Source organism: Brevundimonas sp. FV1ye7S (assembly GCF_058680995.1).
Window position 1 is genome coordinate 1,040,988 of record NZ_CM178726.1, and the last position, 20,661, is coordinate 1,061,648.

Genomic DNA, 20,661 nt, shown 5'->3' on the forward strand with positions numbered 1-20,661 from the left:
GAGGGGAACGATGGTGCGAACTGGCCCACCGGCGGACCCCTCATCCGGCCCTTCGGGCCACCTTCTCCCGCAAGGGGAGAAGGAAGGAGGAGAGGGGAGCGGCCATGACGTCTGACATCCTGATCGACGGCCTTCCCGCCACCCCTGACGACCTGGCCCACCAGGCCCTCGTCAACTACGGCGCCTACACCTCCTTCCGCGTCGAGCATGGCGCGGTCCGCGGCCTGGACCTGCATCTCGCCCGCCTCGACCAGGCCGCCATCGAACTGTTCGGCGAAAGCCCCGGCGAGGCCGAGTTCCGACGTCTGTTGGCGCGCGCTGTTGAGGGACGTGACAAGGCCTGGATGCGCGTCAGCCTGTTCTCGCCCGAGATCGGTCATCGCAATCCGTCCTTCGTCGGCCGACCCAAGGTGATGACCGTCGTCTCGCCGCCCCCGCCGCCGCTGGCGACCCAGATGCGGGTGACGGCTGTGCCCCATGGCCGCGAAACCCCCCACCTGAAACACGTCGCCACCTTCGGTCAGACGCGCGTGCGCCGGGCCGTGCGGGCGGCGGGCTTCGACGACGCCCTGTTCGTCGATGACCGGGGCCATGTGTCCGAGGGCGTGACCTGGAACATCGGCTTCATCCAGGGGGATCGCATCGTCTGGCCCCAGGCGCCGATGCTGGCGGGCGTGACCCAGGTCCTGATCGCGCGGGGGCTGACCGGGCTGGGCCTATCGTCGCAGACCCGCCCGGTGCATGTGTCCGAACTGGCGGGCTTCGATGGCGCATTCCTGTGCAACAGCGCCACGCCCGCCTGTCCCATCACGGCAGTTGACGATAAGGTTTTCGCCGTCGATCCGACCCTGCTGACGGCGATCGAAACCGCCTGGGCCGCCAATGACCCGCTGCCCTTGACGGTCCAGCTCTCCTAATTCTGCAAGAAAAATCTAACGAATTCAGTATCGTCGTCAGCGAAATCAGCAATCAGCGCGCCTGGGTTTGCGGCGGGTGTAAAGTCGCTCAATGACCGACGTGACGCCAAAACCCCGCCCCGCCGTCCACCGCCTGCTTTGGCGCTTTTGGCGCCTTGTCACCCTGTTTTTACGACACGCCTCCACGCCAACGGCCTGCTAGGCCGAACCTTTCGCACCTGCTAAGTCACGCCGAACAGCAGGCGACAGGCTGGGGAGACACGCCATGCGCATCGGACTCTATCCGGGCACCTTCGATCCAGTGACCAACGGTCACACCGACATCATCAAGCGGGCGCTGAAGCTGGTCGACCGGGTGGTCATCGGCGTGGCCCAGAACGACGACAAGGGGCCGTTGTTCACCACGGCCGAGCGGGTCGAGATGCTCCAGGCCGAGGTGGCGAACCTGGGCGGCGACATCGTGGTCCAGCCCTTCTCGACCCTGCTGATGCATTTCGCGGAAGAGCTGAACGCCAATGTCATCATTCGCGGTTTGCGCGCGGTCGCCGATTTCGAATACGAGTTCCAGATGACGGCCATGAACCAGCGCCTCAATCAGGACATCGAGACGGTATTCCTGATGGCAGATCCGCGGCATCAGGCCATCGCCTCGCGGCTGGTCAAGGAAATCGCCCGTCTGGACGGCGCGATCGACAGTTTCGTCAGCCCCGCCATCGCCGCGCGCGTGCGGGACAAGGTCAAGAACAGAGGATGAGTTCGTCAATGCGTCTTGGTGTGATCGCGGCGGCCGCCGCCGCTCTTGTGGCGTCGGTTTCGACCCAGGCTCCGGCCGTGGCCCAAGCTCAGGCCTCGGCCCAAGCCCCGGTTCAGGCTCCCGCTGCGGACTGGCGCACCGTCGCGCCCGAGAACCTGCTGGTCATCGACACGCCCAAGGGCCGGATCCTGGTCGAGCTGACGCCGGTCGCCGCCCCGGCGCATGCCGAACGCATCCGCACCCTGGCCAACCAGGGCTTCTATGACGGGCTCAAGTTCCACCGCGTCATCCCCGACTTCATGGCCCAGACCGGCGACCCGCAGGGCACGGGCGAGGGCGGCAGCGAACTGCCGGACCTGAAGGCCGAGTTCAGCTTCCGCCGCGGCCGCGACGCCGGTTTCGTCGCCGTGCCGAACGCGGGCCAGGGCGTGCGCGGTCTGGTCGGCGTCCTGCCGGTCGAGACCCAGCCCGACGCCCAGATGATGATCACCGCCGACTTCAAGGTCGGCGCCCACGGCCTGTTCTGCCCCGGCGTCCTGGGCATGGCCCGCGCCGGCGCGCCCGACAGCGCCAACAGCCAGTTCTTCCTGATGATGGGCGACCGGGACCAGTTGAACGGCGTCTACACTGCCTTCGGCCGCGTGGTTTCGGGTCTGGACGTGGTGAACAAGCTGAACAAGGGCTCCGACGCCGAAGACGGCAAGGTCGCCAACCCCGACGTCATGACGCGGGTCCGCATGGCCTCGGCCCTGCCGGAAGGCGAACGGCCCACCGTCCGTGTGCTGAATCCGGCCAGCGCCGCCTTCGCCGAACGGATCGCGGCGGCCCGCACGGCGCGCGGCGGCAGCTTCAATATCTGCGACGTTCAACCGGTGGCCGAGGTCGTCGGCGGCTGATCGCCAAAATACAGGGGAGGGCCGGGGGATGACCATTCGAAACACGCTGATGGCGGCGGGCCTTGCGGCGCTGCTGGCCAGTCCGGCTCTGGCGCAGCAGGCGGCTGTGCCGCCGCCCCCGCCCGCGCCGACCGAATGGCGCGCCGTCGCGCCGGATAATCTGCTGGTCATCGACACGACCAAGGGCCGGATTCTGGTCGAACTGGCGCCCGAGATCGCCCCGGCCCATGTCGAGCGGATCAAGCTGCTGGCGTCGCGCGGCTTCTACGACAATCTGGCCTGGCACCGGGTCATCGACTGGTTCATGGCCCAGACCGGCGACCCCCTGGGCACCGGGGACGGCCAGAGCTGGTATCCCGACCTGAAGGCCGAGTTCACCTTCCGACGCGGCCCGGACATGGCCTTCACCCCCGCAGCCGCGCCGGCCGGGGCCCTGATCGGCTTCTACCATTCCCTCCCGGTCCAGACCCAGCCCGACGCCCTGATGGCGGGTACGGCCGACCGCAAGGTGCATGGCTGGGGTCTCTATTGCCCGGGCGTCGCCGGCATGGCCCGCGACGAGGGCAATGACACCGCCAACAGCCAGTTCTTCCTGATGCGCCAGGCCTATCCCGCCCTGGACAAGCGCTACACCGTCTGGGGCCGCGTCGTCGTCGGGCTTGAGGTCGTGCGCGCCCTTAAAGCCAGCCCCAATCCGGACGGCGTCGTCACCGATCCCGACCGGATGACCCGCGTCCGCCTGGCGTCTGACCTGCCGTCGGCCGAGCGCCCGGCGGTGCAGATGCTGAACACCACCTCGCCGACCTTCCGCGCCCTGGTCGATCAGGCGCGTCAGGCCAAGGGGGCGGACTTTTCGGTCTGCGACATCGACGTGCCGGTGCGGCTGGCGGCGGCGAGCTGACGCTCAGGTCGCCGCAGGTCCCCGGCCTCGGCCCCGCCGACGCCTGCGCCGCTTGGGCGGCTTCTTGTCCTCGCGCATCTGCTGCAGCAGCAGGCCTTCGCGCAGACCGCGGTCGGCGACCCGCACCCGTTCCGACGGCCAGGCGCGCTGTATGGCCTCCAGAATGGCGGCGCCGGCCAGCACCAGATCCGCGCGGTCCGGCCCGATACAGGCCTCCCTGGCCCGGCCGTCCGGCCCCAGGGCCTTCAGCCGCTCCGCCGCCGCCTCGCACTCGCTCCGCGTCATCCATAGTCCATCGACCCGGTCGCGATTGTAGCGCGGCAGGTTCAGGTGAATGCCCGCCAGGCTGGTGATGGCGCCCGAGGTGCCGACCAGATGGGCGCGGTCCGCCAGGAACAGCTCCATCATGGCCGCATCCTCGATCCCGCCCGCCGCAATGGCTGCGCCCATGTCGTTCACCATGGCTTCGTACCAGTCCTCGCCGGCGCCTTGCGGCTCCGGGTGACGCTCAGCCAGGGTGACGACGCCCAGGGGCGCGGACATCCAGGCGGTGGTCTTCCAGTCGGCGTCTTCCCGCTTCAGCCAGGACAGTTCGGTCGAACCGCCGCCGACATCGATGATCAGCACGGCCTCGGCCTTGGGATCGATCAGGTTCAGACAGCCCTCGACCGCCAGCCGCGCCTCTTCGGCCGGATCGATGATCCGCAGCCGCAAGCCGGTGCCCTTGCGCACGCGATCAATGAACTCGGCGCCGTTCTCGGCGGCGCGGCAGGCCTGGGTGGCGACCGCGCTCAGCCGAACCGACTCCACGCCCTTCCTGACGATCCGGTCGGCGCACAGGGCCAGGGCGTCATAGGCCCGGTCCATCGCCCGCGGGTCCAGCCGTCCCGTGCGGGACAGGCCTTCGCCCAGCCGCACGATCCGGCTGAAGCTGTCGACCACCCGAAAGCCGTCGCGCGACGGCCGCGCGATCAGCAGCCGGCAATTATTGGTCCCCAGATCGAGCGCGCCATACAGGGGCGCGTCCCGACCCGACGCATCCCGCTCGCGGGAAGGCTGGGACCGCTCGTCGCGCCGTCGGGGCGCGCCGTGGGTCTCCGGCATGGGCCGTCATTCCGATGTGGGCGGTCCAAAGCGGCGCCCGTCCTGATCAGCCTAGCCCGCGAAGATCGTCCGCGCCAAGCCATTCTGTCAGGAAGATGAACGGACCTGTGGGCGTCCCGGTCATCCGCACCAGCGTAACAAGACCTCATGACCCAGGTTCACACCGCCCGTTTCGCCATCGGCCAGATCGTTCGTCACCGCGACAACGCCTTTCGCGGCGTGGTGATGGACGTCGACCACGGCTACGCCGGCCCCGCCGTCGAAACCGGCGCCGTGGCGGCGGACCAGCCCTTCTACCGCGTCTTCGCCCTGGGCGAGGACGGCGGCTTCGTCGCCTATGCGGCGGAGGGGGTGCTGGAAGACGGCCAGTCCGTCCTGCTGCCCGATGACGCCCAGCGCTGGTTCACCACCGACGCCGAAGGCCATCACGCCCCCCTGCATGAAGGCATTCACTGAGGAAGACTTGGAAGGGGCGCCCGCCGGGCGTTAGGATGGGGCAAAGAGGAGCGTCCATGTCCGACTTCGAACACGTCTTCGAACAACCGCCCGAGGGCGCGGCCGCCGACTGGACCATTCCCCAGAACTGGGCCGCCTATACCGAGGTCGAACACCAGACCTGGGATACGCTGTACGCCCGCCAGATGAAGATCCTGCCCGGCCGGGCCTGTGACGCCTTCCTGAACGGGTTGAGGGCGCTGGACCTGAATGCAGGCGGCATTCCCGATTTCGAGATCATCAATCCCAAGCTCCAGGCCCTGACCGGCTGGACCGTGGTCTGCGTGCCCGGTCTGGTGCCCGACGAGGTCTTCTTCGATCACCTGGCCAATCGCCGCTTCGTCTCGGGCCAGTTCATCCGCAAACCGGACCAGTTGGATTACCTCCAGGAACCCGACATCTTTCATGATGTCTTCGGCCATGTGCCCATGCTGACCGACCCCGATTTCGCCGCCTATATGGAGGCCTACGGCAAGGGCGGACAGCGCGCCGCCGGTCTGGGCATGTTGCCAAATCTGGCGCGGCTGTACTGGTACACGGTCGAGTTCGGCCTGATGCAGGAGGCCGGAGCCTTGCGCATCTACGGCGCCGGCATCGTCTCGTCGGCGACCGAAAGCGTCTTTGCGCTGGAAGATCCGTCGCCGAACCGGCTGGGTTTCGATCTGGAGCGGGTGATGCGGACCCTGTACCGGATCGACGACTTCCAGCAGGTCTATTTCGTCATCGACAGCCTGGAGGCTTTGAAGGACCAGACGCTGAAGGACTTCGGGCCGGTCTATGACGCCTTGAAGGGGCAGGCCGACCTGCCGATCGAGACGGTCCTGCCGACCGATCAGGTCTTCACGCGCGGCACTCAAGCCTATGCGTCCAAGGGCGGGCGGTTCGCGGCCTAGGGCCGCTGGAACGGATAGAAGCCGCCGCCCAGGTTCAGGATGCCGGTCAGGGCGTCTAGCGCGCTTCGGCTCTCCTCCAGCAAAGCCGGATCGGCAAGATCAGCGGGGCGGAGTTCATCGCGATACCAGCGATTGGCCCAGGCCGAGAGTTCGGCGTGGAGAGCATCGGTCAAGCGCATTGCCGGGTTGGTCGCGGCCAGCTCGGCCTCGGTCAGCACGACCCGCAGGCGCAGGCAGGCCGGCCCCCCGCCGTTGCGCATCGACTGGCGCACATCGACGTACCGGACCTGGCCTATGGGGCCGTTTGAGGCGGCCAGGGATTGCGCCACCGCATGGCTGCGCGGATTGTCGCGGGTCTCGGTCGGACAGATCAGGGTCAGGCGGTCCTCGCCCGGAATCTGGATCAGCATCGAGTTGAACAGGTAGCTGCTGATGGCGTCGGCCAGGGGCAGGTCGGCGGACGACACCTCGACGAAGATCGGGTCGAACAGGCCTTCGGCCGCGCGACGGATGGCGGCCTGGGTTCCGGCCGTGTCCTCGAAGGCGAGGTCGTGGAAGAACAGGGTGTCCCGCGCCCCGACGCAGACCACGTCATTGTGGAAGGTGCCGCCGGCGATGGCGGCCTTCGACTGCTGGGCCAGGACGACGCCGCTGGCGCCGTGGCGACGACCGACGGCCTGCGACGCCTCGCGCGTCTGGCGGGCGGGGTAGGGGCCGTCCCAGGGCGTGAAGGCCTCGCGCCCCCAGACCAGCAGATTGACACCCGGCGCCCCATGCTCTGCGCACAGGCGCACATGGTTGGCGGCGCCTTCATCGGCCAGATGGGCCACAGAGGGCAGGGCGTTATGGACGGCGAAACGATCCGCGGCGGGGAACAGGGCGTCCAGCGCCCGCTTCGTCTGCTGATGCTCCAGCGACCGGTGCAGATTGGTGACGAGATTGGCGGGTGTGAAATGCACCCGACCGTCGGCGGCGTCGGCGCTGGGCGTCACGGTCGCGGCGTTGGCGGCCCACATGGGCGAGGCCGAGCAGGCGGCGGCGGCGAAGGCGGGGGCGTCCTTCCAGGCCTGCTCCAGCACCTGGGCGTCCGAGCCGGTGAAGCCCAGGGTCCGCAGGAAGGGAATGTTCGGCCGGTCATGCGGCGGCAGGACGAACTGGGGCAGGCCCAGGTCCGCCAGGGTCTTCATCTTGTCGAGCCCCTGCAGCACCGCCGCGCGCGGGTTCGACGCCTCGCCCTTGTTCAGGCTGGAGGCCAGATTGCCGGGCGACAGACCGGCGTAGGAGTGGGTCGGTCCGATCAGGCCGTCGGCGTTGGCTTCGATGGCGGGGGTCATCGCAGCCCCTTTATCTCGCCTTCGATGTTCGCGACCGCATCCGCCTCGAAGCTGGCGACCGGATAGGCGCAGTAGTCGGCGGCGTAATAGGCGCTGGGGCGGTGGTTGCCGCTGGCGCCCAGGCCGCCGAAGGGCATGTCGCCGGCGGCGCCGGTGGTGGGGCGGTTGAAGTTGACCACGCCCGCGCGGATGCGACGGATGAAATGGTCCCAGTTGGACGGGTCGTCGCTGACTAGGCCGGCGGACAGGCCGTACCGGGTGGCGTTGGCCGCCTGGATCGCGGCGTCGAAGGTCGGGACGCGGATCACCGACAGGAAGGGGGCGAACATCTCCTCGTCGGGAACGTCGATCCCGGTCACGTCGATGATGGCCGGTTTGACGAAGGCGCCGGGCAGGTTGGCGACAGGACCCGAGGCGCGGATGACCTTGGCTCCGGCGTCGATCCGTTCCTGCAGCGATTTCAATGCCGCTTCGGCGGCCCGGGCTGAGATCAGCGGTCCGGCGTAGGGTTCGGGATTACTGTCCCAAGGCCCGAACACTAGCCGATCGGACAGGGCGGCGATGGCTTCGATGATGGCGTCGCCCTGCGCGCCCTCCGGCACGATCAGGCGTCGGGCGCAGGAACAGCGTTGGCCGGTGGTGATGAAGGCGGACTGCACCGCTATGCCCGCTACGGCTTCCGCGTCCGCCGTATCCCAGACGACCAGCGGATTGTTGCCGCCCAGCTCCAGCGCCAGGATGACGTGGGGATCGTCGGCGAACTTGCGCCGGAAATGGGCGCCGGCCGCGCCCGAGCCGGTGAACATCAGGGCGTCTATCCCGGCGTCGAGCAGGGCCGCACCGGTCTCGCGTCCGCCCTGGACGACATTGACCACGCCGGTCGGCAGGTCCGCGGCGGCGAAGGCCTCGGCCATGACCTGACCGACCAGGGGCGTCTCCTCCGACGGCTTGAACACGACGGTGTCGCCCGCCAGCAGGGCCGGGACGATATGGCCGTTGGGCAGGTGGCCGGGGAAGTTGAACGGGCCCAGCACCGCCGCCACGCCGTGCGGTCGGTGACGCAGGGTCGCGCGGCCGAAGGCGGTGTCGCTGGTGCGTTCGCCGGTGCGTTCGTCATAGGCGCGGATGGAGATGTCGACCTTGCCGATCATGGCGGCGGCCTCGGTCTTGGTCTCCCACAGCGGCTTGCCGGTCTCGCGGGCGATGGCCTCGGCGATCTGGGGCGCGCGGTCCTTCAAAACGGCCTGATAGCGTTTGACGGCGTCGATGCGGTCGGCGCGAGGCGCGTCGGCCCAGGCGGGGAAGGCGGCGCGGGCGGCGTCGACGGCGGCCTGGACCTGAACCGGACTGGCGGCCTCGCCTTCCCAGTTCACGGCTTCGGTGGCGGGGTCGATGGACTGGAACAGGGTCATGATTTCACGCGGACAGTGGCGCCGGCTTTGATTTTCAGCGCGGCGGCGGTTTCGGCGGTCAGGCGGGCGATGTCGCCGTCGATGTCCGCCTTGGCGCGGACGGCGCGGAAGGCGGCGATGCTGTCGGTCGAGATCAGGGCCGGCAGTTCGGCCTCGACCCGGTCGGTGATCTCGACCGTCAGGCGGCGCGCGTCGCGGACGGTGCGGATATTGTCGCGCCCGCACGACACGGTCGGACCGGCGTCGAAGATGTCCACCAGACCGTTGGGCCGGAAGCCTTCGCTTTCCAGCAGGGCCATGGCCGGTACGCCCTGGGGGTGGACCTTGCCGATCACGGCGCGCGCCGGCTCGGGCAGCAGCTCGGTATAGATCGGGTGGCGCGGGGCCAGGTCCAGGATGAATTGTTTGTCGGTCGATCCGCTCATCCGGTCGGCGTGATCAAACTCCATCGGGAAGAACTTGTGCGCCACATGGTCCCAGAACGGGCAGGCCCCGTCGGGCGAGAAGACGCCGCGCAACTCGGCCAGCACGTTCTCGGCGAACAGTTCGGGCTGGGCGCCGATCAGCATGTAGCGCGACTGGCTCAGCAGGCGACCCGCCCCGCCCTTTCTCCGATCGGCCTTGAGGAACAGCGACCCGACCTCGGTCCAGCCGGTGCATTCATTGACCAGCACCAGGGTCTGGTGATCCAGCTTGACCCCCAGGGACGGCGACGAGGCCGTGTTGTTGACGATGCGGAACGAGAAGAAGGGCCGTTTCAGCCCCACGGTAGCCTTGACCGATCCGACCCCGTCGATGTCGCCGGTGTCGCCGTCTTCCAGCATCAGGGTGTACCAGGCCTCCTGGTGCGTCACCTCGCCCCGGAAACTGGCCTGGCTCAGCTCCAGCCGTTCCGCCAGGGCGTCGGGATCTTCCGGCAGGCTGGTGAAGCCGGGGCCGGACAGGATGGCCAGCTCCAGCAGATAATCGAGATCGGCGGGGCCGGCGGGACGGACGACGAGCATTCAGAGGGTTTCCATCCGCAGGGATTTCAGTTTGGCCGCGTCGATCTCGCCCGAGGCGATCTTGCACAGGATCAGCGCGCTCAGCTGGGCGCGTTCGACGAAGCTGTCGGGCCAGGCGAACTCCTGGTCCGAATGGATGTCGCCGCCCCGGACGCCCAGGGTGTCGATGTTGGGCAATCCGGCGGCGTGGAGGTTGTTGCCTTCGCAGACGCCGCCCGAAGGCTTCCAGGCGATGGGCTGGCCCAGCAGGGCGCCGGCTTCCTTCACCGCCTCGAACAGGGCGGTCTGGGCCGCGTCCATCGGTTTGGGCGGACGGGTGAAGCCGCCGTGCAGGTCCAGGGTCAGACCCTCGAACGGCGGCGTGGCGGCGATGGCGCGGACCGAGGCGTCGATCCAGTCGGCGGCGGCCTTGTCCGGCACACGCACGTTGAACCGCACCACGGCGTTGTCGGCGACGACGTTCAGGGCCCCGCCGCCCGAAATCTTGGCGACATTGACGGTGACGCCATCGTGCTGGCCGTTCAGTCCGTGAAGGGCGGCGGCGATCATGGCCGCTCCCGCTATGGCGTTGCGGCCCTCTTCGAAGGCGCGGCCGGCGTGGGCGGCCTTGCCCGTCACGATCATATGATAGTTGCCGCTGCCCTTGCGTGCCCCGGCCAGGGTGCCGTCCGCCAGGGCCGGTTCATAGGTCAGGCCCACATGCCCGCGCGCGCCCAGTTCGGTCAGCAGCGGGGCCGAGGCGGGCGAGCCGATCTCCTCGTCGGGGCTCAACAGCACGGTCCAGCCGACGCCGTGCTTTTCGGGGTGGGTCTCGAAGGCGTCCAGCGCGGCCAGCAGCACGCTGATCCCGCCCTTCATGTCGGCGACGCCGGGGCCGTTCAGGGCCCCGTCCGCGCGGGTCGTGACGGTCTGGAAGCGGCCGTCGGCAGGGAAGACGGTGTCGTAGTGGCCGGTCAGGACGACCTGGATCGGCGCCTCGGGACGGGCGGTGATCTTCAGCGCGTCGGCGTGAGCCTCGGTCCGCACCGAGCCGTCGTCGGCGACGGTGGTGGAGCCCTGGGTGGCGATCCGTTCGACGACGGCGCCGGGCAGGGCCCCGGCTACGGCCTCTAGCGCGTCCAGCACGGCGTTCAAACCGGCGGCGTTGCGGCTGCCGGAGTTGATGTTCGCCCAGTCGATGGTGCGGCCGATAATCGCCTCGCGTCGCGCGGCGACGTGGTCGAGGACGGCCTGGTCCGTGGTCAGAATCCGCATCGGCCGGACCCTAGCCGTCGCGGGGCCAAAGGTGAAGGTCGCGTGGGGCACGTCGGGCGGCTGAGGCTTTAGTTCCGGTTCGGGCGGCGGTCAGTGCGCTGGCCGGCTTCGCGGCTTTCGCGGCGCCAGCGGATCGACAGGCTGGTGTCGCCCTGACCGCCGAACTGCGAACTGATGGCCAGGTTGCGGCGCGGCTGCCATTCGACCTTGACCGCCGCCCCGCCTTCGCCGCCGCCGATGACCTCCAGATAGACGTTGTCGGTGATGTAGCGACCGCCGGCGACCGTCACGGCCGAGGCCTGGCCGCCGAAGGACAGACGGTCAAGCCCGGCGAGCTCGCGCAGGTTCCCGATCACGTCGAAGCCGCCGCCGCCCGCCAGGGCCGCGACCCCGGCGGCCAGTTGCGCCGCCTCGAACGGCGACAGTTGCGAGGCCGAACGGCCGAACAGCACCTGCGAGAGGATTTCGTCCTGGGGCAGGGCGGGGGTGGACGTCAGGGCGATCTTCGGCTGGTCGGCCGTGCCGGTCACGGCGATGGAGGCGGTCAGGGCCGTATCCTCGCGCGTCGCCGACAGGTTCAGGCGGATCTGCTTCGGATCGGTCGACAGGGTCACGCGGCCGGTGTCGTTGAAGATGAACCGCTTGCCCGCGAACTCGTAATCGCCGCGCACCACATTGGCCGTGCCGGTCAGTTGCGGCTGGGCGATGGTGCCGCGCACCCGGGCGTTGACGTCGAGCACGACGTTCAGGCCGCGGCCGCTGACCCGCACCTTGCCGCCGGTCGAGCGCAGGGCGATGTCCATGCCGATCTGCGGCCCGCGTTGACGGGCCACGGTCTCGACCGGATCGCCGCCGGGACGATTGATCTCGACCACGTCCATCGAGACGATGCCGGTGGCGCCGGGCACTTCCGGCTCGATCCGGGCTTCGTCGATATTCATCTGGCCCGACAGCTGGATGTTGCCGTCCTGACCGCGAACAATGGTGATCGGACCTGAAGCGCGGGCCTCGCCGATATCGTTGTCGATGACCCGGAACCGCGTGAGGTTCAACTGCGCCGTCGAGCCCGAGCCTTCGCGCAGCCCGATCCGGCCCTGGCCGGCGACTGTGCCGCCGGCGGTGTCATTGGCGGTGAAGGTCTCGATCAGGGCCGTGGTGTCGTCGAAGCTTGTCCTCAGAGTCAGGTCGCCCAGGACCAGGCCGACCGCCTTCTCGCGATAGGAGCCCTGGGTCAGGTCGAACCTTCCGTTCAGGCGCGGCGCGGCCAGGGTGCCGCCGAGGGTCGCCTGGCCCGCCACCTGGCCCGCCAGACTACGGTCGCCGCCCAGGAACAGGTCCCAGATCGGCTGGATCTGGCCGTTGATCGAAACATTGCCGGACATGGGCCGCTGGCGGGCGATGGCCAGACGCAGCGGGGCGGCCGAGGCCTCGACCGGCAGAACGACATCGGCCGCCGCCTTGACCGCGCCCTCGTCGGACGCCGTCGCCTTGATCGTCAGGCTGTTGTTGATCAGGGTCGCGTCCAGCCGGCCGTCGACCGAAAGCCCGCTGGGGGCGTCGATGCTGCGGACATCCGCCAGGGTGACGTTGGCCGACCCGGACAGGTCGTCGCCCGCGCCGCGCAGGGCGACCCGCCCGGTGGCGCGGCCGCGGAGATTGGGCGACAGGGTCTGCAGGTCCACGCTGGTCAGGTCTGCCTGGATGATCGCCGTGCGCGCGTCCTGACGCAGATCGGCCAGCAGCACGCCGCTGCCGACGCCCAGGTCCAGGTGGGCTGTCCGGCTCTCGCCGTTCAAGGTGATCGTCGCGGCGCTGCGGGTGGTGAAGGCCACCTCGCGCACCCGGCCGCCGCCGCGCAGGGTCAGGGTCTGGGCGGCCCCGCGCCGTGAATAGACGCCTGTGCCGTTGAACTGGGCGGGGACGCCGCCGCCGACGTCCAGCGCCAGGGTGAAGGGCAGGTTGTCCAGCGTGCCGCGGCCGTCCAGGTCGATGGTGCGGATATTCCAGCTCTGGCCGGCCAGGCGGATGTTGCGGCCGTTGACGTCCAGGATGGCGCTTTCGGATCCGCCGCCTTCGGTCAGACGGATGCGGCCGTTGGCCTCGCCCGACGCCAGGAAGGCGCCGGTGCGGGCGGTGAAGGTCAGGTCCGCGCTGGAGGGAACGTTGTTGGACAGGGCGATCGCCCCCTGGGCGGTCACCCCGCCGGCGTTGACGTCCAGATCGCTCAGCCGGATCCGCCGCCCGCCCAGGAAGAAGTTCCCGGACGCCCGGGCCGGGCCGTAGTTCGAACCGCTGGTCACGGTGATCCGGCCGTCCGACGCATCCGCCCCCTTGCGGAAGCTCAGGATCAGGTCGGCCTGGGTCAGGGTCAGGGCGCCGGCCGTGACCGTGTCGAATCCGGCGGTCAGATCGACGCGCGGCTGGGACAATGTACCGGTCAGGGCGCCGCGCCCGTTCATGTCGCCGCCGATCTCGACCGGTCCGACGGCGAAGGGGCCGCGCGCGTTCCAGTCCAGCGCCAGCCGCAGGCGGCCGTCGGTCTCGATCAGGCCCTTGGCCCCGGCGCGGCCGGCCGCCCCGGTCAGTTCGCCGCGATCCACCTCGATCCGGTTCCCATTCAGCTTGCCGGTCAGTTGCAGGCGGGGCGTGCGGCCCAGCAGCCGGTTCAGTTCGTCCATTCCGACCGTCAGATTGCGGCCCCGGCCGTCGAAGGTCAGCACCCAGGGCGCGCCGGTCTTGGCCGACGAGGCGCGGACCGGACCGCCAAAGGCGCCCTTGGCGTCGGGCAGGACTCGCGAGGCGTCGGTCAGTTGCGCATCGCCGCGGAAGCCCATGCCGCCCAGCAGATTGCGCGAGCCCGAGCCCTTCAGCGTCAGCCCCTGGCCTTGAAGATCAAGTTTTTCCAGCAACAGGGCGCCGTCCTTCATCCGGGCGGCCTCCATCTGCACGCGCGGCGTCGCGCCCAGCAGGCCGCCGATCAGCCCCTCGGATGAACCTCCGACGGCGCGGATGTCCCCGTCCAGATCGATCCGGCCGTCCTTGACCTGGACGTTCAGCGGACCGGCCATGCGGGTGGCGCGATAGCTGGCCAGATTGGCGTTCAGCAGGCTGGCCTGACCTTCCAGGGTCCAGGTCTCGGCGTCGCCCTTGAACAGGCCCGAATAGGCGGCCGGCCCGCCGACGTCGGACCCGACCAGACGGCTCAGCGAGACGGTCTGGATATCCAGCCTGATTCCATCGGGCGAACTGCGGTCCGACATGCGGATCAGACCGCGCGCCTCGGACGCGACATTGTCCGACATCAGTTTCCAGCCCACGCCCTGGAACGCCTTGTCCTTGGCCGGAACCATGGCGAAGCCGAACCGGGCGGTGCGGCCCACGCGCTGAACAAAGGGTTCGAACAGGTCCGATCCGCTGAAGTCGAAGAAGCCCGAGACGCGCGAGCCGTCTTCGCCGAACCGGCCATCGACGGTCAGGGGCGTGAACTGTCCGGTCTGGACCTTGGCGTGGACCATGTCGGCGTTCACCAAGGCCACGGCCGAGAAGGGCAGGTCGGGCGAATAGCCCAGTGATCCGGCCAGCGGCCCGCCCTGGGCCTCATTGGCGCGCAGATTGACGCGGGTCTCTTCCAGCTTGCCGCCGAAGGTCGCCGCCAGCCGCAGATAGTCGCCGGGACGGTTCAGGCTGTCGGCGTTGACGGTCGCGGTCTTGGCCCCGCGTCGCGGCAGGGCGACGTCGCCCGTCAGGTTCCAGCGGCCGTATTCCTTGGAGAAGCCTTCCAGCAGTTCGACCCTGGCGGAGAAGCGGTCGATATCGACGTCGATGGGTTGGGGGCCGCCGGGTTCGCCGCTGGGAGCGTCCAGAACCGGCCGACGAACCAGCTGGATCACCTCGGCGCTGATGTCGGTGGCGTGGAACCGACGGGTGATCAACGGCCAGTAGGACCAGTCGACCCGGACATTGCGGGCGTCCAGCCAGACGCCGTCCCGGTCCGTCACCGTGACCCGGTCCAGGGTGAAGTCGTCGAACAGGTCGCCCTTCAGCCCATAGACGTTGATCCGGCCATAGCGGCTGATCTTCTGGCCCTGGACGAAGCCGGTCACCAGGTCGCGCCCGCCGTCCGAGACGATGTACATCCGCCCGCCGATCAGGGCGATGACCAGCAGCACCAGCAGGCCGCCGACCACGCCGCCGACGACCAGGGCCAACAGCTGCGGCAGGCTGCGCTTCTTGCGAACCTCGGCGGCCGATTCTTCCGGCGTTGCGGCGTCCGGCGTGTTTTCGGGCGGGGCTTCGGTCAAAACGCCTGCCCGATGCTGATGTAGATCTGGAAGGCGGAATCGCCCTCGCGCTTGTCCAGCGGCACGGCGATGTCGGCGCGGATGGGACCGAACGGCAGCTTGTAGCGGACGCCCAGGCCCGCGCCGTACCGCATGTTGGTCAGGTTCGGCGTTTCCTGGAAGCCGACGGCGCCGGCATCGACGAAGGCCACGGCCTGGAAGCTCTGGCCGATGTCACGGCGCACCTCCAGCGAGGTCTCGAACAGCGACAGGCCGCCGCGCGGGGTCAGGTCGGGCAGTTTGGGATTGACGCTCTGATAGGAGTAGCCGCGCACCGACCCGCCGCCGCCCGAGTAGAACAGACGGTCCGACGGCACGCTCAGCTCGCCGCCGCCGATGATCGAACCGATGCGGAGACGGCCGGCCAGAACCGTGCGCGCCCCGTCCTGGAGCGGCAGATAGGCCGTGGCCTGGGTTTCGCCGCGCAGGAACAGGATCGTGTCCTGGCCGGTCACGGCGGTCGGCTGGACCGAGGCGGTCACGCGCCAGCCCTGGGTCGGATTCAGCGGGTCGTTCGAGTTGTCGATATAGGCGCTGGTCCGCCCGGTGATGATGGCCAGATCGCGATCGAAGCTGACCGCACGGGGCGGGATGGAGGTGTAGTCGTACCGGATCTCGTTGTACCGGCCGGCGTCCAGCCCGACGCCATAGTTGAAGTAGGAGGTCTTGCCGATCCGCTGCTGCAGTTCGGCGGCCAGCACCAGGGCGGTGCGATCGTAGGCGTCGGTGTCTTCCTTGACCACGCCGGCGCTCAGCTTCAGCGTCCGACCCGGCTTGCGCCAGTGGGGCAGGGACAGGTCGGCGCCGATCCGGCTGTCGATATCGGCCAGCCGTGTTTCCAGCCTCAGGGTGTCGGCGCGGCCGAAACGGTTGTAGCGGGTCCAGATCAGATCGACCCCCGCGCCCTCGGCCGTGGACCAGGTGGCGCCGGCCTCCAGCACGCGGCGCGGCCGGTCCTGCAGATTGACGATGATGGGGCGATGCCCGTCGGCGTTGGTCTGGTCGACGGGCGCCAGGGCGACGCCGACCCCGTCATAGACCCCGGTGTCCAGCAGCCGGCGTTCCAGTTCGGCCACCTGGTCGGGATCATAGCGATCGCCCTCGGTCCAGGGGGCCAGGCCCGCGACCCAGGCCGGGTTGGTGCGACCGGTCCGGGGCATGACCACGCCGTCCAGCAGGACGAGTCGGCCTGAGTCGATGCGGTATTCCGGGGCGACCGTGAAGGCGGCGTGATCAACCACGACGCGGCGCGGATCGGCCTTGGCGTCGGCGTAGCCGTCGCGAACCAGGGTGGCGACCGCCCGGCCTTCGCCGGAGATGACGTCCACCGCCCGTCCGGGGGCTCCCGCCTTCAGGCCTATGGCCTCCAGGGCGTCGGCGGCGCTTTCGGCGTCGGGCGCGGGATCGGTCCAGGTGATTGTGGGCTGGGTCAGCAGGAACCGGCGGCCAGGCTGGACGTCCACGATGGCCGACGGCCGATCCTCGCCCTCGACCACGTCTTCCAGCACGGGCTGGTAATAGGCCTCGGAACGCAGCAGGGCCTCGGCCGCCGACAGGGCGCCCTGGGCGCGGCGGCGGGCTTCGAAACGGCTTTCCGGGGCCCCGTCCACCTCGCCGACCGCGCGTTCCAGCATGCGGCGCAGTTCGGCGTCCATGTCGCCGCGGATCTGGGCGCGAGGATCGGCTGAGGCGGCCTGGGCGGAAAGGCTGCAGGTCGCCAGCGCAGCGAGAAACAGGGTGGGCCGGAACGTCAAACTCTAGCTTTCGTCAAGGGCGCGGACTCCAAGTCGGCGTCTCGGTACGCCCTTGCATCCTGATGTGGCGGCGAAGCGGCGCGCCTCAGTAGAACAGGGTTTCGCTTTCCGGCTGAACCGACTGTTCGGACGTCCGCTCTTCCGGCGGAAGGGGGGCTTGCGCGGGCGCCGGCGCCGGGTCGGTCACTTCAGGGGCGACGACCGGCTCGGCCGAATCCTCGGCGGCGGGAGCCTGTTCTTCGACCGGAGGGGTGTCGGCATAGTCGTCCTGCGACCTCGATTGGTAGTCGTCGCAGCCCGCAAGCACCAGCGCGCCCAGCGCCGTCGCGGTCAGAACGAAGATCGAGCGTCTCATCAGAAATAGTTCCCCGGATATCGTCCGTTGCAACGCCCTCGGCGCCGCCTCGTTCCCATAGCGCGGAAAACTTCAGGGGTCATCCCGCCTCTTGCTCCAGGCCGCCTCGCCCAGGGCGGTCAGGGGCGGGACGGTCGGCGTTGGGGGTTCGGCGCCGTCGAAGCGGGGCGCAGGGCCGGGCAGGCCGTTCCGGAAGGTCGCTCGGTCGCGATTGTGCGGATGATCCGGCGCCTCCGCCAGGCTGAGGACCGGGGTGACGCAGGCCTCGGTTTCAGCGAAATGCGCCGCCCAGTCGTCGCGGCCCCGCGTCGCAAACAGGGCGGCGAAACGGTCGTGCAGGGCGGGCCAACCGGTCCTGTCATGCTGAGGCGCTTCGGACGGATTGATCCCAAGGCCCGCCAGCAGCGCGGCGTAGAAGCGCGGCTCCAGCGCCGCGACCGCAATGAAGCCGCCGTCCCGACAGGCGTAGCAGCGATAGAAGGGCGCGCCTCCGTCCAGCAGATTGGCTCCGCGGCGCTCGCTCCACAGCCCCTGGCCGCGCAGGGCCTGGAACAGGCCGCCCAACAGGGCCGCGCCGTCGGTCATGGCGGCGTCCACGATCCGGCCCCGTCCGGTGGTCCTGGCCTCCAGCAGGGCCGCCAGCACCCCTGTCGTCAGCATCATCGCTCCGCCGCCGTAATCGCCGACCAGGTTCAGCGGCGGGGGCGGCGGGCGGTCCGCCTCGCCCATGGCGTGCAGCACCCCCGACAGGCCGATATAGTTCAGGTCGTGCCCCACGGCGTCGGCCAGCGGCCCAGTCTGGCCCCAGCCTGTCACCCGACCGAAGACCAGGGCCGGGTTGCGGGCGTGCAGAACCTCGGGACCATAGCCCAGCCGTTCCATGACCCCCGGACGGAAGCCTTCGATCACGGCGTCCGCGCCATCGACCAGGCGCAGGATCCGCTCGCGGTCGCTCTCGGACTTCAGGTCCACGGGTACGGCGGTCCGTCTGCGATGCAGCAGGGCCCCGCCCACCTCGGCGAAAACGGCGGCGCCCGCCGAGGCCGCGCGGGTCAGACGCAGCACCTCGGCACCCATGTCGGCCAGCATCAGGCCGGCGAAAGTCACCGGCCCCAGGCCGTCGAACTCCAGGATGCGCAGTCCGTTCAGCGGTTTCATACGCATTGAGTAGCAGACCCGGTCTTGACCGGAAGAGCGGATTGCAACAGAAGGCGCCCTTCGACGGTTCGGGCCAGTCCTGAACGTCGCACGGTGCGTCCTTAGCTCAGTTGGTTAGAGCATCTGACTTTTAATCAGAGGGTCCTCGGTTCGAGCCCGAGAGGACGTACCATTTCTCCCTTTTGCGGAGCCCCCCCCGATGAGCCAGCCCGTCTTCTTCGCGGTCGAGACCGGCGGGACCAAGATCGTATGGCGCATCGTCGATGCGGCGGGCGTCGTGCTGGACGAGGGTCGGTTTGCGACCGGGCGGCCTGAGGCGGCGGTCGAGGCGCTTGTCGCCGCGGCGGCCGAGCGGCCGGTCGCCGGGCTGGGCGTCGCCAGCTTCGGGCCTCTGGTGGTCGATCCGGCTTCGCCCCAGCGCGGGCTGATGCTGGCCACGCCCAAGCCGGGCTGGACCGGGTTCAATCTGTCCAGGACCCTGGCCGACCGTCTGGGCGCCCCTTTCGCCGTGGATACCGACGTCAACGCCGCCGCTGTGGCCGAGGCCCGACTGGGCGCGGGCCGGGGGGCGCGGGCTGTGGCCTATGTCACCGTGGGCACGGGGATCGGCGGCGGCCTGTGCGTGGACGGACGGACGCTGAAGGGGGCGCTGCATCCGGAGATCGGTCATCTGTTCGTGCGTCGGGCCGAGGGCGACGTCCAGGCCAGCGCCTGCCCCTTTCATGCCGATTGCGTCGAGGGGCTGGCGGCCGGGCCGGCGGTTCAGGCGCGGCTGGCGGGGCGACGCCTGGAAGACGCGGATGCGGTGCGGGCGGTGGTCGCCGACTATCTGGGGCAACTGGTCGCCGGCCTGGTGTTCGCCTGGGCGCCGGATCGGATCGTGTTCGGCGGCGGCGTCATGTCCACGCCGGGCCTGATCGCCGAGGTCGAGGCGGCGGCGCGACGCCGGGTCAACGGCTATGGATCGGCGGTGGTGATGGGCGAGGGCGGCTATCTGGTGGCGGCCGAGCGTGAGCACGCCGGGCTGGATGGGGCGATGCTGATGGCGCGGGATCTGGCCGCCTGATCGCGGATAGACGCCGCCGAAGGGCGTGGGGGTTTTGATCGCGACGGCCGGGCGTGATCTAAGAGCCGGATGAAGCCGATCCTCCCTCTGGCCCTCGCGGCCGTCCTGCTCGCCGGCTGCAACGCCGGGCGTTCGGCCATGAGCGGCGCGGAACAGGTCGGGGCGGGGGTGGGCGACGCCGTCACCGCCCCGCTGGACGATTTCAACCTGCGGCGTCAGCTGATTCCGACCGTGCTGTTGCAGGCCGAGGCCAATCCCTATGACCTGCGCAATCTGAACCAGTGCACCACCATCGGCGCCGAGGTGGCGCGGCTGGACGAGGCATTGGGGCCGGATACGGACGAACCGCCGCGCCAGGACGGCTCGTACCGCAGCGAACAGGCGGCCGATGCGGCGGCCAAGGCGGCCCTGGACGCCATTCGCGGGACGACGACCGATTTCATTCCCGGACGAAGCTGGATCCGCCGCCTGAGCGGCGCCGATCAGCATAGCCGCCATGTCCAGTCGGCCATCCAGTCGGGGCGGATGCGGCGCGCCTTCCTGAAAGGCATCGGCATGCAGAGGAACTGCGCCCCGCCGGCGGCGCCGAGCTGGTTCCGGCCGACGGGACGGTCGCAGCGTTAGCCAGCGTCGATGCTGCGCTAATCCTTCCATTCACGCCTGCGCCCAGGCGGTCTCGTTTCGGCAGTGCGACGGACTTTATCGCCGCGATCGCCTCTAATCTGGACTGTCCCGTCTTTGGCGAAGGCTTCGAAAGACGGCTTAACGATATTTCTAAACTCGCCAGTTTTGTCCCAGTCCCAGTCAAAGGATATCAACTCGCCTTTGTAAGCAAACTTGCCTGCCCAAGGTGCGAAGAAGGAATACTTGTCGCCACCGATGATGATGACGTGACGATGAAGCGCTTTCGTATTTCCGCCTCTGCTGGGCGGCCGTGAAGGCTCTGCCAAATAGGTATTGTAGGCGTGGAACCCTGATTTCTCGATTCTCATGGAGAGCGCTCCTGATTAATCGGTCTTTGAGA

Annotated in this window: 18 protein-coding genes and 1 tRNA gene; 9 read left to right on the forward strand and 10 right to left on the reverse strand. The window is 69.1% G+C overall.

Features of this window, described 5'->3' with window-relative positions; genetic code table 11:
• Positions 1-104 precede the first annotated feature (104 nt).
• From ACW18C_RS05020 to ACW18C_RS05035, 4 genes are all read left to right on the forward strand, one after another.
• Positions 105-917 carry an aminotransferase class IV gene (locus ACW18C_RS05020; RefSeq protein WP_492073164.1) on the forward strand — a complete coding sequence of 271 codons (813 nt, stop codon included), beginning with the start codon at positions 105-107 and terminating at the stop codon, positions 915-917.
• A gap of 265 nt (positions 918-1,182) precedes the next feature.
• On the forward strand, positions 1,183-1,671 hold the full coding sequence (gene coaD, locus ACW18C_RS05025; protein ID WP_008263176.1) for a pantetheine-phosphate adenylyltransferase: 489 nt from the start codon (positions 1,183-1,185) through the stop codon (positions 1,669-1,671).
• An 8-nt stretch (positions 1,672-1,679) separates the two neighbouring features.
• On the forward strand, positions 1,680-2,567 hold the full coding sequence (locus tag ACW18C_RS05030; protein ID WP_492073165.1) for a peptidylprolyl isomerase: 888 nt from the start codon (positions 1,680-1,682) through the stop codon (positions 2,565-2,567).
• Between the two features lie 28 nt (positions 2,568-2,595).
• Positions 2,596-3,468, forward strand: a complete 873-nt coding sequence (locus ACW18C_RS05035) for a peptidylprolyl isomerase (protein ID WP_492073166.1) — start codon at positions 2,596-2,598, stop codon at positions 3,466-3,468.
• 3 nt (positions 3,469-3,471) lie between these two features.
• Here the strand turns inward: ACW18C_RS05035 and ACW18C_RS05040 are convergent, their stop codons facing one another.
• A complete protein-coding gene (locus ACW18C_RS05040) occupies positions 3,472-4,572 on the reverse strand; it encodes a Ppx/GppA phosphatase family protein (RefSeq protein WP_492073167.1) in 1,101 nt (366 codons plus the stop codon).
• A 147-nt stretch (positions 4,573-4,719) separates the two neighbouring features.
• Between ACW18C_RS05040 and hspQ the strand changes: the two genes are divergently transcribed.
• On the forward strand, positions 4,720-5,028 hold the full coding sequence (hspQ, locus tag ACW18C_RS05045; protein ID WP_008263584.1) for a heat shock protein HspQ: 309 nt from the start codon (positions 4,720-4,722) through the stop codon (positions 5,026-5,028).
• A gap of 56 nt (positions 5,029-5,084) precedes the next feature.
• Positions 5,085-5,960: a phenylalanine 4-monooxygenase gene (gene phhA, locus ACW18C_RS05050; protein ID WP_492073169.1), complete on the forward strand. Its 876-nt coding sequence runs from the start codon at positions 5,085-5,087 to the stop codon at positions 5,958-5,960.
• Here phhA and astB read toward each other — a convergent pair.
• The 8 genes from astB to ACW18C_RS05090 form a co-directional block, all read right to left on the reverse strand.
• Complete coding sequence (gene astB / locus ACW18C_RS05055; protein ID WP_492073171.1) at positions 5,957-7,294, reverse strand: N-succinylarginine dihydrolase; 1,338 nt, start codon at positions 7,292-7,294, stop codon at positions 5,957-5,959. The genes phhA and astB overlap by 4 nt on opposite strands.
• The gene (astD, locus tag ACW18C_RS05060; RefSeq protein WP_492073173.1) at positions 7,291-8,706 is read right to left on the reverse strand and encodes a succinylglutamate-semialdehyde dehydrogenase; all 1,416 of its coding nucleotides are present in this window, start codon (positions 8,704-8,706) and stop codon (positions 7,291-7,293) included. Before astD ends, astB begins: the two co-directional genes overlap by 4 nt.
• Entirely contained in the window at positions 8,703-9,710 is a 1,008-nt protein-coding gene (locus tag ACW18C_RS05065) for an arginine N-succinyltransferase (protein ID WP_492073175.1), read from the reverse strand. The genes astD and ACW18C_RS05065 overlap by 4 nt, the downstream gene beginning before the upstream one ends.
• Complete coding sequence (locus ACW18C_RS05070) at positions 9,711-10,964, reverse strand: hydrolase (protein WP_492073178.1); 1,254 nt, start codon at positions 10,962-10,964, stop codon at positions 9,711-9,713. It abuts the gene before it with no gap.
• A 68-nt stretch (positions 10,965-11,032) separates the two neighbouring features.
• Positions 11,033-15,265, reverse strand: a complete 4,233-nt coding sequence (locus tag ACW18C_RS05075; protein ID WP_492073179.1) for a translocation/assembly module TamB domain-containing protein — start codon at positions 15,263-15,265, stop codon at positions 11,033-11,035.
• Complete coding sequence (locus ACW18C_RS05080) at positions 15,262-17,058, reverse strand: autotransporter assembly complex protein TamA (protein ID WP_292149065.1); 1,797 nt, start codon at positions 17,056-17,058, stop codon at positions 15,262-15,264. Before ACW18C_RS05080 ends, ACW18C_RS05075 begins: the two co-directional genes overlap by 4 nt.
• 85 nt (positions 17,059-17,143) lie before the next feature.
• Positions 17,144-17,413: a hypothetical protein gene (locus tag ACW18C_RS05085; protein WP_492073181.1), complete on the reverse strand. Its 270-nt coding sequence runs from the start codon at positions 17,411-17,413 to the stop codon at positions 17,144-17,146.
• A gap of 72 nt (positions 17,414-17,485) precedes the next feature.
• Positions 17,486-18,577: a CaiB/BaiF CoA transferase family protein gene (locus tag ACW18C_RS05090; RefSeq protein WP_492073183.1), complete on the reverse strand. Its 1,092-nt coding sequence runs from the start codon at positions 18,575-18,577 to the stop codon at positions 17,486-17,488.
• Positions 18,578-18,666: 89 nt separating this feature from the next.
• Between ACW18C_RS05090 and ACW18C_RS05095 the strand changes: the two genes are divergently transcribed.
• The 3 genes from ACW18C_RS05095 to ACW18C_RS05105 all read left to right on the forward strand — a co-directional run bounded on the left by ACW18C_RS05095 (position 18,667) and on the right by ACW18C_RS05105 (position 20,261).
• A tRNA-Lys gene (locus tag ACW18C_RS05095) sits at positions 18,667-18,743 on the forward strand.
• A 27-nt stretch (positions 18,744-18,770) separates the two neighbouring features.
• A complete protein-coding gene (locus ACW18C_RS05100; RefSeq protein WP_492073185.1) occupies positions 18,771-19,637 on the forward strand; it encodes an ROK family protein in 867 nt (288 codons plus the stop codon).
• 69 nt (positions 19,638-19,706) lie between these two features.
• A complete protein-coding gene (locus tag ACW18C_RS05105; RefSeq protein ID WP_492073187.1) occupies positions 19,707-20,261 on the forward strand; it encodes a hypothetical protein in 555 nt (184 codons plus the stop codon).
• Positions 20,262-20,278: 17 nt separating this feature from the next.
• Here the strand turns inward: ACW18C_RS05105 and ACW18C_RS05110 are convergent, their stop codons facing one another.
• The gene (locus tag ACW18C_RS05110) at positions 20,279-20,629 is read right to left on the reverse strand and encodes a hypothetical protein (protein ID WP_492073188.1); all 351 of its coding nucleotides are present in this window, start codon (positions 20,627-20,629) and stop codon (positions 20,279-20,281) included.
• Positions 20,630-20,661: the final 32 nt, after the last annotated feature.